Raw genomic sequence first — 12,993 nt, 5'->3', positions numbered from 1 at the left:
AAGGAGAAGTCTAGGTCGAATGTTTAACAGGCTGCGCTGTCGCTAAGTGCATATAGCGCACACCAGCTAGGATAGCGGGGATGCTCTCGCCGGCGGGTTCAATGTCCAGAGTATCGGTGTGACCCACGCAGGTCACCGCGCCAGTGAATTCTTTGTGCTCGTCGAAGATAGGTACCGACACTGCATCGATTCCAGGCACCCTTAAACCTTGGATCGTACTGAAGCCCTGTTCTCGGATGCTTTCGATTTGTTCCCAGTATTTTTCCATGCTCTGAACTTCCGTCTGATAATTTGGGGGTGGATTACGCTCCAGCTCCAGTTTCAACTGCATTTTCACCTGCAGAGGGTTCTCAAAGGCGGCAAACACTCGGCCAGTGGCAGAGTTCAGCACCGAAAATTGTGTGCCCATACGGATGTTCAGGTCACTGCGTTTATCTCGGGCTTGCACGACCATTACGGCAGTCGGCCCTTTGGCTCCCCATACCGAGAGCACGGACATGACGTTCAGGCTGTTCGAGAGCTCTTTGAGCAGCGTGCTGGCACGACGGAAAACAGCTAGGCTCCTAAGTCTACTGAGCCCTACTTGAAGCGCCATTGGCCCCAACAGGTAGGGGCCTGACTCGAACTGTTGAACAACCATACTGACACGTTTAAGACTGACCAGATAAGCGTGGGCCTGCGCTGGGGTGATTTCGGCTCTGGCGGCAATTTCCCGTAGGGTCAGGGGTTTTGATGAATCTATGAGCGCTTGCAGCAGCCGACCTCCAACCGCGATCGACTTTATACCCCGTGCGGCGTGATCGTCTTTTGCCATGTACATCTCCTACAATTTAGTTCGCCTGATTCTCTCGTATGTGCAAGTCATCAGAAACAGAATTTTTCATTAATACACATGACGGATGCTGATCTGTAACCATGCTATTTCCTGCGTGGGCGCTTGTTGATTGAAGACAGCGCTGCCCGACGCCGATATGTTGCTATTCTCGTTTTGATCCATTCGTTATGACCAAGAATTATACTCTCGCTCTGCCGTGTACAGCTACTAATGAGTTTCGGTGGCCGCGTCGTGGGCAAGGGTAATTTCGATCTGGGAAGACTTTGGCTGGCCGTTATCAAAACTGCTTAGTTCACATTGTTGACTGACGACGTGAACAGCGTCGCATTAAAACGCGCCCAGACTAGCTTTTTATATCTGCTTGCCTCTTTATAAGTCTGGGTTCGTTAATTTTGATGGTACGCCGGCTTCCTATAGCCCAGCTTACAGAATATGGGTGACGACTACTTCCTGCCCGAAAACGTGGCGGTATTTATGGTAAAACTCAGCATAGCGGTATGGGCATCTGGCCTGAGCTCGGACCAATATTAGGGAAGCCAAAAGCTCGCCTTTCTCGTGGAAATGTCTTGAAAGGGCTCCCGGCTTTTCTGACATGGCAAGCTTTTAGTTAAGGGCTGAAGTACTTACCACGTCTGTTTCTTTGCTCTGAGCCACCACCCCCTCCCTTGGTCTATGTTATTCCCCATTGACGAATCAATTCGCTAAGAGTAAATTTTGTGCAATCGAAGATTGCCGCCGGGTGCGAGCTAGATAGAGTATTCGTACGTCCCTGGGACGATCTGGTAGCCCAATTCGCGCATGTGGATGGGTGAAGGAAGGAGAGAGGAGGAAGCCTCGTGTTGTTGGTTTCTTAAAGACTTGCTGGCGCTCCTATGATCGTCCCTAGCCTCTCTCCGGTAACGGATTTTTTCGGCTCGGGTTCGGGCCGGAGCCGGACAGAAGGATGGATGAGATGAAAGAATATAACTGTGATGTGCTGGTTGTAGGCTCGGGGGCAGGAGGTTTGTCAACGGCCGTCGTTGCGGCACATCACCATCAGAAGGTTCTCGTGGTAGAGAAAGAACCGGTCTTTGGTGGTACCACGGCGCGTTCGGGTGGCTGGATGTGGATTCCAGGAAATGCTCCTGGCAAACGCGCCGGGGTCGAGGACAACACCGAAAAGGCAAAGACCTACTTGAAGCACGAGACGGGCGAGTTCTTTGACGCAGCTCGCGTGGATGCTTTTCTGGAGAACGGCCCCAAGTCCGTGGAATTTTTCGAAAAGAACACCACATTACAGTTCGATCTAGGGCCGACCTTTGCGGACTATCATCCCGATGCTCCAGGAGGGATGCCCGGTGGTCGCTCTATTGTCGCTAGACCCTTCGACGGACGTGAGCTTGGTGACGAGATTAAGCGTTTACGTCCACCACTAGCTGAAATCACAGTGCTGGGCATGATGATTGGATCCGGCAAGGAGCTGCTGCACTTCTTCAATGTCACGCGGTCTCCAGTTTCGGCACTTTTTGTCTGCGGGCTCTTCGCGAAGTTCCTGCGTGACAAGGTTTTCCATGGCCGAGCAATGCGCCTCATGAACGGCAACTCGCTGGTCGCGCGGCTGGTAAAGTCCTGTTTCGACAAAGATGTGCCGATCTGGACACGCTCCCATGTGCGTAAACTGATCCGAGACGAAAACGGACGGGTGACAGGCGCCCTGGTTGATACGTCGACAGGCATGGTTCAGGTGAATGCGTCCAAGGGGGTCGTTATGGCGGCAGGTGGTTTCCCGCAGGATCCCGAACGTCGTAAGAAACTTTTCCCCCATGCGGCGAGCGGCCACGAACATGCTTCGCCCGCGCCGCCGGGAAATACTGGAGACGGTCTACGTCTGGCCGAGGGAGTAGGTGCGACGGTTCAGGAGGACCTGCCAAATGCGGCCGCCTGGGTGCCGATATCACGGCCTGTATGGTCGGATGGCACGCAAGGAACCTTCCCACACTTCGTGGACAGGTCAAAACCCGGCATTATTGCAGTTACGCGTTCGGGGCATCGCTTCGTGAACGAGGCGAACTCGTATCACGACTTCTGTCAGGCGATGTACACGCGTTGCACCGAAGAACAGTCGGAAGTCTGCGCCTTCTTTATCGCCGATCATCGCACCTTCAGAAAATACGGTATTGGTTTCGCCAAGCCAGCACCCATGCCCTACAAGTCGCATCTCAAGAATGGCTATCTGATACGCGGCAAGACGCTGCACGATCTAGCCGAGCAAATCGGAGCAGATCCGGACCAGTTGGAAAAGACAGTGGCTGAGTTCAACCACCACGCGAAGGATGGCAATGACCCCGAGTTTCACAAGGGTAGCACAGCTTATAACCGTTCGCTGGGTGATCCAGAGCACAAGCCAAACCCTTGTGTTGCCCCACTCAAGAAAGGACCTTTTTACGCAGTTAAGTTGGTTATAGGCGACTTGGGGACGTTTGATGGGTTGCGTGCTGACGCGAATGCGCGGGTGTTGGACGAGTACGGCAAGGTCATCACCGGCCTTTATGCAGTAGGTAACGATGCCGCTTCGATTATGGGGGGCAACTACCCCGGTGGGGGGATCACTCTAGGTCCGGCGATCACTTTCGGATATATCGCAGCACGACATATAGCCGGTGCGAATCAGGAGTGATTGTAATTGAATCGTTGGTCTCGCCCAGAGTACAGGGCGAGACATCGGCTGATCGAAAACGTCGTTTGGCCTGTAGCTGGCGTCTGAATTAAGAAATTGAATTTTGCTGTGGATGTAGAACCGTGTGTTTATGGAAATTCGTCAAGCATAAGTTTATATGCTGACCAATAGGAAAGGAGGAAAAAAACGTTTTTGGAGCCGCTCACTGGTCGCCTAGAAGCCTATAGTCCAGCGAAGGGACATATTGCCGAGGCGACTTTTCTTGGAGAACAAAAAGATGAACAAGAGTATTTTGAACATGAGAAATAAAAACAAGACTGCTAAAAATGCCCTGTATGTGGCAGGTTCGATCTTCACCATGCTAGCCGCCGGTGCGGTACAGGCCCAGGACTCGCGGACGTTGAGGATGCACGCGTCTTTCCCCACCCAGACCCCCGTCATCGGCGAAATATCCCCCTGGATAGCCGAGCGAGTCGAGAAGCTGACCGGCGGTACGCTCGAAGTTGATGTCTTCGAACCCGGAGCCTTGGTTCCTGCCACGGATTATTTTGATGCGGTATCACAGGGGGCTGTCGACATGGCCTTCGGTACTCCTGGTTATGGAGCGGGACTCGAACCAGCGCTGAATCTCTTCACTGCCGTGCCCTTCGGACCAGATGTGACTGAGTACATGGCTTGGATGCGTGAGGGGGGGGGGCAGGAACTGCATGATGAGCTCCTTAAGGGTTTAAATTTGAAGGGGTTCGTCTGTACGCTAACCGCGCCAGAAACTGCCGCTTGGACTACGCGGGAATTCAATACACCTGAAGATCTCTCCGGCGTCAAACTCCGGTATTTCGGTCTCGGTGGAAGGGTGCTGGCCAAGCTTGGCGCGTCGATTCAACTGGTGCCGGGATCCGAAGTCTATGCCGCTCTGGAAAGAGGCATCATCGATGGTGGGGAATACTCGAACCCCTCAATCGACGTCAGTGCTGGTCTTGACCAGGTAGTTGACTACGTCTACTTCCCTGGTTGGCATCAGCAAGTAGCAATTGACACGCTTATCATTAACTTAGACACCTGGAAAGAGTTGAGTGAGCAGCAGCAGCTAGCAATCGAGACCACTTGCGGTGAGGCTACAATGCGCACCTTAGCCCAGGGGGCTGCGGCTCAGCCTCCTGCTGTGCAGGCTTTGGCTGAGGAAGAAAACGTCGAGATTAAGGTCTGGTCAGACGAAATACTGGAGGCACTCGCAACTGCTTGGGATGAGGTAGCTGAAGAGGAAAGTGCGAAAAACGAGAATTTCGCACGTGTGATGGAGTCGTATAAAAATTTCCGAGAGCAATACGCTCCATGGCAGGAGCTCGGCTATCTCAAGCCATCTTCCTCCGAGTAACCATTCGTTTCGGAAACAGAGGCTGTCTTGACGATGAGGGCCCTGTGTAGGGCCCATCGAGAAGGTCGCGCCCTGTCCGCTGGTCGGGGCACGACCTCAGCTGGTGCAGCCATCACCGACTCTGCGCAAGAGATCGGCAGAATGGAATGCCTGTTAGAGAGGGGAAAGACATGAAAACCATGCTTAAGATAAGCAACGGGATAGACGCACTGCTGATTAGTCTAGGCAAGACCGCGTCCTTTGCGCTGCTGGGGCTGATTGTGGTGGTGGTCTTCGACGTCGTCACGCGGCGTTTGTTTCAGATGGGGTCAACTCAGTTGCAGGAAGCCGAATGGCATCTTCATACTATCCTTATCATGTGCTTCCTAGGGGCGACCTATATCTACGATCAGCATGTGCGGATCGACCTTGTATCGGGGACCTTCAGCCCTAAGCGCCGTGCTTTAGTTGAACTGCTGGGCATCTTGTTATTGCTACTGCCGTTCTGCGCAGTGACCGGTTACTATGCCACAAATTTCGCTTACACATCTTTCGTTCGTAATGAAGTTTCCCAATCCATCGATGGTCTGCCCTATCGCTGGGCGATCAAATCGATGCTACCCCTGGGTATTTATCTGCTGGCGTTGGCCGGCATTAGTCGTGCTCTACGCGCGATCGTGGCTATGAGTAGTCCAAAAATAGCCGATCTTGATGCCAAGGAAAGGGAGCAGATGTGAGTATATTCGTGGAATATCTGCCGATCTTCATGTTCGGCACGATGGCTGTACTACTTTTTAGCGGCTTTCCGGTAGCCTTCGTGCTGGGAGGCGTTGGTATTGCCTTCGGTCTTATCGGCATTGCTGTGGGAGAGTTGGTTCCCATCCAGCTTTACACCATCACGCAGCGTATGTGGACCGGGGCAGCTGAGAACCTGACGCTGACGACGATACCGCTGTTTGTCTTTATGGGGCTGGTGCTTGAAAAGACCGGTGTTGCCAAAGATATGCTGAACAGCCTAAACCGTGCGCTCCAACAGGTGCCAGGTGGATTGGCACTCTCAGTGACGCTGCTGGGTATCATCCTCGCAGCAGCCACCGGGATAGTCGGTGCCTCTGTCGTGATGCTGACTCTGCTGGCGTTACCGGTGATGCTGGAAAAAAAATATTCGATCCGTCTGGCGACCGGAACCATTGCTGCCTCGGGTACACTGGGTATCCTGATTCCACCTTCGATCATGTTGGTCATCATCGCGGACTTGCTTTCGCGTTCTGTCGGCACCATGTTCATGGCGGCTTTCGGGCCAGGCCTTCTGCTGGGCGTGCTTTACCTGATTTATATCCTTGTGGTCAGCTTTCTGTCACCGAGCGCGGCGCCTCCAATAAAGGAACGGGCTGGGAGTACTAACTGGGCGCAGCTGATAATTACTTTACTTGTGGGGCTTGTGCCGGCGTTTCTCCTGATCTTCTTGGTGCTGGGCTCGATCGTGTTTGGTTGGGCCACACCAACGGAATCCGCAGGGATTGGCGCCGCCGGTTCGCTTGCTTTGGCATTCCTGGTGCGACCAGGTATTTATACGTTGCTCAGCTACACACGATTTGCAATTGAGGGGGCGACGGCCAACGAAGTGCGTGGAGGTCCGCTTGCACGCTTTGCCGCTGAGAATCGTGGCTGGTGGTCCACGACTCTTCATGCAACCCGGGCAGCTTCGCTGACGACGGGTATGATCTTCATGATCATTATTGCAGCAACGGCCTTCGCCTTGACATTCCGACTTCTGGGTGGAGAGCACTTGATAACTGATGTCGTGACCGCAATGGATCTGACCCCTTGGCATTTGTTGATTATGGTATTGGCTCTGGTCTTCATTCTCGGGTTCTTCTTTGACTGGATCGAGATCACGCTGATCGTCCTGCCTGTGTTCGCGCCTATTATCCTAAGCCTGGATTTCGGAGATCATATTGCGCGGGCCGATCTGGCGTACTGGTTCGCCATCATGCTGGCCATCAATCTGCAAACCTCTTTCATGACACCACCGATGGGGCCGTCACTATTTTACCTGAAGGCAGTAGCCCCGCCTGAGGTGAGGCTTTCAGAAATCTACAAAGGTATCATTCCTTTCGTGGCAATCCAGATCTTCGTTTTGATCCTTGTGGCGATGTACCCGCAGATCGCGATGTGGATCCCTCATGCAATGCTGAAATAGAAAAGCCCATTTATTTACAAGCGCTTAATAAGGTGGGGGCGAGAGGCGGTAAAACGAAAAATGACTCTGCCCGTAGTGGATGCTCTATGACAGGATACTCATCGGGGCCATGGGTTTTGCTAAACTACTGGTCGATATCATCGTTGAAAACTGTATTTAGTATCTCACCAGCGCCTGTAACACCTCTGGCATCGACAGTTATTTAACTGAGTGTCATCGCACCTAACCGGCCACAAATACAGTATCAGGTTACTTGTGGTCGGTGTTTGTATCGTAACCCCCCTTAGATAGACACTATCGCTACTGTTCGGATCTTTTCACAATGGCACCATCATTATCAATGTGAGGGAGCTGCCATGACCCAGCAATAACCTAAAACCTACTAGTAGCACTTAGTAGCACTAAATCACTGAGTGACAGGCGTCAGGCCTAGCCAGCATGGTCTTTTGCCAATAGCAGTCACTGACCTATCACCAATTTACCTGTTGGCGCCAAAAGAGTATGGCTGCTTTATCCCTGCACAGCTTAAAGACCCTGAATGATATCAGGAAAAAACGAAGTTTGAACAAGCCGAAGGAGGCATGGTAGTCCCATGTCCCGTTGGGTTCTCTGGTTAGACAAATGAACCATGTCCACATCGCTACTACCTACCTCATCACTTCCAAATATGCTGACGGATTACTGCTGTATCGACAAGTAGGGATGGTCAGGCATTTGATTCACACGAGGAGCCGCACCTAGATGGAAAATTGAATCATCCGCCTGGACAACTTGCTCAAATCCTTGACCACTTTAATACGGGAAGTGCAGAACTGCAGCGATAATCTTCAGGCCGATGAAACTTGGCTTCAGGTACTTACATCAATACGCCGCAATCGGATGAATAGATAAATAAAAGTGGGCCACCTAAGATGGTCAGCTCAAACAACCGTCCGTACTCTTTGCATTTGACCCACTAGGCAGTGACGGTGTGCTCGTGTCTCTGCTCGGCGACTTCAGGGGCATCCTGCAAGCCGATGGCTATGTCGATTATGATCAGGAGTGTCGTGTCAACGGTATTACCCGCATGGGTTGCTGAGATCATGCATGCCCAGAGCAAGTTCGTAGAAGTGTCTCCAGCTGCCCCGACTTGGGTTTGAATGCATCTTTTGTGGCGGCGGTTCCGTGATACTGTTACACCGATGGTATCGTGGAGGACTCGTGCTCAGCATGGCGCCATTGACGCAGCCGATGGCCAAATAACAGACCCAAAGCGGCAAGCCACACACCAGCAATAACCAGCACTCCCGCGCTGCCAGCAATGGGTAGCAACAACCCGCCGAGCCCGACTCCCACTGACTGGCCAAGGAATAGGCAGCCGGCGAACACTGCCATGGCAGTACCACGGGCAGCCGGCGCCATTTGAGTGGCGTTGGTCTGCAAAGTGCTATGCATCATATAAAAGCCCAGACCGGCGCAGAAGGCTGCAGCCATGGCCAGCCCTGTCAGTGGGGCTAGGGCTAGGCCGATGAAACCCAGACCCATCAGCCCCCCCCCAGCAGTGGCCAGGCCTGCCTCGCCCAGAAGGGCGACTATCCGACGGGCCAAGGCTGCGAAGCATAGACCGCCGATTCCAAAAAGGGCGATCGTTATCCCGGCTAGGGTCAGTGATGTGCCGAGGCGAGTATGGAGGTGGCTGGCGGTGAAGGCTAGCGCTCCGAAGGTGGCGATTCCCTCGAGAAAGACTAGCACAAGGATGTCGCGGGCTCTGGCGATCCTCAGAATGCTGGCGAGCCGTACCGGAAAGGCTATGTGCTCCCCTTTGCTGCGCACTGCCAATTCCGGCCAACGGTGCAGGGCGGCGAGCAGCAAGGAGCCGGACACCAGGAACAGGCCTGTAAGCAGTAAGAAGGCCGACTGCCAGCCAAGGGTGTCAGCTAAGATACCCCCAGCCAGTTGGCCGCAAGTTAGCCCCAGTACCGTGCCTGAAAGCATGTGCACCAGAGTAACCTGGCGTGTCTTGTAGGGCACATTGTCGCCCACCCAGGCCATGGAGAGCGGAATGATGGCCGCAGCGGTAGCGCCGCCGAACACTCTGAAAAGCAAGAGGGACGACAGCGACTCGGCGAACGCCGCCCCCAGGGTGCCCAGCGCGCAGGCCAAGCTCGCCAGTCCGATGACACGTAGCGCACCGTGGCGATCGCCCAGCGGTCCGTAGATCAGTTGCATCAGGCCGTAGGCGATGGCGAAGACGGTGATGTTCTGAGCCACGTCGGCCACTGGCCGATCGAAAGAGGTGGAGAGCGCCGGCAGCATAGCGTCGGTGACCCGCATTGAGGCCATGCTGGCGAAGCCGGCCAGGGCAAGCAGGAGGATGACCCGTGGCGAGACATTCATGGAGTCATCTCAGCAGGTCTGGAGTTTGGCCGGGTATGGATGTTTTTAGCCTTAAACTCACTTTCCATCGATAGAATAACGGAGTCAGTAAGTGCATGTGGCTGATTATTGGCCTCATCGGAGATATCACAATGAGAGATGGTGTTAAAAGTCAATCTAAACAAGCCACTACTCCTTGAGTACCTTGAAAGCTTCGCTTTACCCGGCAGAAGATAGAAATGATAAATGGCTATGGAGGAGCTTATGTGGTAATGCACTTTTTTCATTAGCCCGCGAATTATAGCTCAATTAGTGTAAAGCGGCGCCTCTGGTGCTGCCTTACACGGCAATCTCAAGTCGAGATTTGTTCGGAGTTGAGCCATAAAGAAGAGCTCGCTATAGCTAAGGCATTTGATTGGAGGCCGCTATGCCCCAAATTACGGTGCCAATCTTTGACATTTTTTACCAGCGTTACCGGGTAATCCCTCCATTTTATAGGGGTTCAAAAGTAGGCTCCAGGCCACCGCGGCCAGTTTATGTTGAGGAGTAATCCCTCTAACCCGGATTTCTCATAGCACCTCAGCCAGTACCACCTCCAGGCCGTCATACCACTACAAGCCTATTGGTAAGGTTTAATTTTTAGCCTCTTTCCTTCGTTCAAACACACCTCCCCCTTTCCCCCATTGCGTCGGGCCGGGGGCGCCCGCGCATTCAGTTCGGCACCAACCGTCTGATGAGATCGGATAGTTCCGTTTTATAGGGGTAGCTGTCACTCATCAACACCCGGATTCGGCGCGTGTTGCGGATGATGACCGCGCCCACCTTGATGAGCTTTAGCCGTAGGTTGCTTGGGCTCATGCGCGCGAAGGGGGTCTTTTTCAGGTGTGCTCGTAAACGTTCGAACAGCGTATAGGCAAAGCCCGACAAGATCAGCCGCCACTGATTGGCCCACCAGTGCGTGCCGGAGGTACGATCAGCAAACAGGCTCAGTTGTTGATCCTTAATCCGGTTCTCCATGTCGCCCCGAGCGCAGTACTGCTCTTAGTAGAGCTTGAAGCCGTCGTCATAACGGGAACTAATGATAAACCGGGGATTAGAGCCCAGTTCACCTTCTTCCAGACGGGCCACCACCCAGCGCGGATACTTCCAGGAGTGTGCTTGATATTGGAAGCGGAACGTCTTGCCACTTTACCTCCCATCTCCCACTGGGTCTTGCGCACCAGCATCATGGGGACGTCCACCTCCTTGAGCAGCCGACTGTTCTTGCCGATGCCCACGATGTAGTCGATATGATGCCGATCACACCAGTTCAGCATCTGGGAGCGACAAAAGTGGCTATCCCCCCGTAACACGATGCGTGTATCGGGCCAGTACTGGCGGATAAAGCGCACCAGTAACGCCAGGATGGCCCAGCTGTGATGGCTGTCGCTGTGGTCACTGGTGCGCAAATAGCTCACTAGCAGATGGCGGCCACAGAAGACATACAGTGGGAAGTAGCAGTGGTGATCGTAATAGCGGTTAAAGAACTTCCCGGGTTGCTCACCGTGCACAGGGATATCGGTGCCATCAAAGTCCAGCACAATCTCCTTCGGGGGGGCGTCATGCTGTTCAATGAAGTGGTGCCACAGCAACTCATGGGCCTTCACCATCGCTTGTCGATCGGCGTTCTGCTCTATCCGGCACAGCGTAGACTTGCCTGCCAGAGCATTATCTTCACCTAGCGCTGTCTGGAGCAGCTGGTCATAGCGCAGAGCTTCATGGTCGTTGAAATCTTCGTAGCCCGCGGTGACACCGAACACCCGCTGACGAACCAGGGTGTCGAGCTTGTGACGAACCTGTTCCGGTGCCCGTGGATCATGAATCACTGAAGCCAAGCGGTGCGTCAGACGATGTTGTTTATCGACTTCCCGTAGCAGGAGCAGTCCGGCATCGGAGGTGAGGTGACCGCCGGAAAAATCGGCTTCAATTTGCCGGCGTGAGAGTGGCGAGAAGGTCACTTTTTCAGGTACCATTTTGGAAGCGGCTGTTGGTGTTGGTTTTTGGTGTAAGGCCCTGAAACGTTAACACTTTCAGCCGCTTTCTTTTATCCCTGTGAGAAATCCAGGCTAAGCCCCATATGAGGGCGCTCGTTATTGGAGAGCCAGAGCCGATTAGTGGAGTAACCTTGAGCTTCTTTAATACTTTTGAACAGATATTGGGCTAAACAGGTTGTAACGCACCGTTCTATATAAGCATTCTGCTGAGGCTTTCCCAGCTGGATAAAAATTAGCTGAATACTCCGACTTTCCGCCCATTTTGTTAGATTATCGCTGATATACTCTGGCCCGTTATCACAGCGAACAGAGTATGGCTTATCACGCCATTCCATGATCTGGTCTAGCGTCTGGATAACTCGCTCAGCAGGCGGTTGCGACGACCATCACTAAGTTGGTCATGCATAAAATCCATAGACCAGAGGTCGTCAATCGTTTCGGGCGCCGCTAAGGTAATTCCCTCATTTATAACCGAGAAGATGAATAGAACTTTTTCATTAGATCGCGCAGGATTCCTTAGCGCTGAACGGCTACCCAATTTCTTCTATATCCAAGGCCACAAGCTGCGCTCAACGATTGAAACTCTACATCAATCGAATAGATGGGTTTTACAGAGGCGCGGTGCCTATCAGCATAGCCTTTGTTTTTAATCTGCTTAAGCGCTTTACCTTTTGGTAGCTGTTCTACCACCTTGAACTTAAATAGACAGATATGGTCGTGAAAATCGACGCTAATATCTACCTTCGTCTTCTACTGTAACGTTCACCCCAATGCAGCGAAGTGGCTGTAGAACACGCTGGCGTTGAGCGCTATGAGATGCATTTCCAGAGCAATAATATCATGCTGCTGCAGGATGCGGAGCAACGTCAATCGCTCTCTAGAATACTCGTGCACGCCTAGCGCGAAAGGGCATAGTTGAGGCCGGTTTCAACTTCGTGACTGAGGTAGCCGAATGTATAAAGCCAGTAGCCTGTCATTGGTACTTCTACTGCACGCACCGTGAGATACCCTGTTTGGTAAAAGCAGCGCTTCCGTGGCGATATGGTCGACATCAAAGCGTCCCAGCAACTCCGCTTCCGTTTAAAGTTGACTCAAATTGAGCGTAAACACGCCACGCGCTTTAAGCAAGTACACCAGAAATGTTGGCATGGCAGACTCGAACCAGTAAGGACTGAATGTGCACTTCTGTAACAGCAGTACATCAAACGAGGTATTAACAGCAGCTACCTCCTGGTCGCCCCAACGGTAGTCTCTGTACCAGGGCGAGTGACTTCGCAGTTCAATCCAAGTAGCTCCGGTGCAAACATGGTATCGGCATAGCCACAAATAACGGAAAAGGGCGCGTCCAGTGTGATGTCGTTCAGATTGTTTCATCCCGAAAATAAACTGACCTTACTAAAATTGGAAATAACAGTGAGCAGGACGAATTGAAGATGCGAGTCAGCGTCTTTGAACACGCTGTATAAGTTCTTCCATCCCTCTCGGAGTTATTGGGCAAGCTCTAGGTTGAGCAAATTATCCAAAATTAGCTTGTCGTAATTGTCGGTCAGGCCCCCC

Annotated in this window: 7 protein-coding genes and 3 pseudogenes; 5 read left to right on the top strand and 5 right to left on the bottom strand. The window is 52.8% G+C overall.

The genetic code is table 11. From position 1 onward, the window contains the following. Nucleotides 1–10: 10 nt before the first annotated feature. Nucleotides 11–814 (bottom strand): IclR family transcriptional regulator, encoded by an 804-nt coding sequence (locus Q3Y66_RS17805; RefSeq protein ID WP_008956073.1) that lies wholly within the window; start codon nucleotides 812–814, stop codon nucleotides 11–13. Between the two features lie 973 nt (nucleotides 815–1,787). Here Q3Y66_RS17805 and Q3Y66_RS17800 point away from each other — a divergent pair. The 5 genes and pseudogenes from Q3Y66_RS17800 to Q3Y66_RS20995 form a co-directional block, all read left to right on the top strand. Continuing rightward, entirely contained in the window at nucleotides 1,788–3,491 is a 1,704-nt protein-coding gene (locus Q3Y66_RS17800; protein ID WP_008956074.1) for an FAD-dependent oxidoreductase, read from the top strand. A gap of 277 nt (nucleotides 3,492–3,768) precedes the next feature. Beyond that, complete coding sequence (locus Q3Y66_RS17795; protein WP_008956075.1) at nucleotides 3,769–4,866, top strand: TRAP transporter substrate-binding protein; 1,098 nt, start codon at nucleotides 3,769–3,771, stop codon at nucleotides 4,864–4,866. Nucleotides 4,867–5,036: 170 nt separating this feature from the next. After that, entirely contained in the window at nucleotides 5,037–5,582 is a 546-nt protein-coding gene (locus Q3Y66_RS17790; RefSeq protein ID WP_008956076.1) for a TRAP transporter small permease subunit, read from the top strand. Beyond that, nucleotides 5,579–7,048, top strand: coding sequence for a TRAP transporter large permease subunit (locus tag Q3Y66_RS17785; RefSeq protein ID WP_008956077.1), 1,470 nt, complete (start codon nucleotides 5,579–5,581; stop codon nucleotides 7,046–7,048). Before Q3Y66_RS17790 ends, Q3Y66_RS17785 begins: the two co-directional genes overlap by 4 nt. A gap of 934 nt (nucleotides 7,049–7,982) precedes the next feature. Continuing rightward, nucleotides 7,983–8,126, top strand: a pseudogene (locus Q3Y66_RS20995) (hypothetical protein); the annotation flags it as partial. A 95-nt stretch (nucleotides 8,127–8,221) separates the two neighbouring features. On the opposite strand, the gene Q3Y66_RS17780 reads toward Q3Y66_RS20995, so the two are convergent. From Q3Y66_RS17780 to Q3Y66_RS17765, 4 genes and pseudogenes are all read right to left on the bottom strand, one after another. Continuing rightward, nucleotides 8,222–9,424 carry an MFS transporter gene (locus Q3Y66_RS17780; RefSeq protein WP_008956079.1) on the bottom strand — a complete coding sequence of 401 codons (1,203 nt, stop codon included), beginning with the start codon at nucleotides 9,422–9,424 and terminating at the stop codon, nucleotides 8,222–8,224. A 690-nt stretch (nucleotides 9,425–10,114) separates the two neighbouring features. Further along, a pseudogene (locus tag Q3Y66_RS17775) lies at nucleotides 10,115–11,415 on the bottom strand (IS1380 family transposase). 71 nt (nucleotides 11,416–11,486) lie between these two features. Next, a pseudogene (locus Q3Y66_RS17770) lies at nucleotides 11,487–11,887 on the bottom strand (integrase core domain-containing protein); the annotation flags it as partial. Nucleotides 11,888–12,806: 919 nt separating this feature from the next. Further along, nucleotides 12,807–12,893 carry a hypothetical protein gene (locus Q3Y66_RS17765; RefSeq protein WP_274377684.1) on the bottom strand — a complete coding sequence of 29 codons (87 nt, stop codon included), beginning with the start codon at nucleotides 12,891–12,893 and terminating at the stop codon, nucleotides 12,807–12,809. Nucleotides 12,894–12,993 lie beyond the last annotated feature (100 nt).

Origin of the sequence: Halomonas sp. HAL1 (assembly GCF_030544485.1) — a bacterium.
Lineage (GTDB): Bacteria > Pseudomonadota > Gammaproteobacteria > Pseudomonadales > Halomonadaceae > Vreelandella > Vreelandella arctica.
This window is presented reverse-complemented; position numbering and strand designations above follow the sequence as displayed.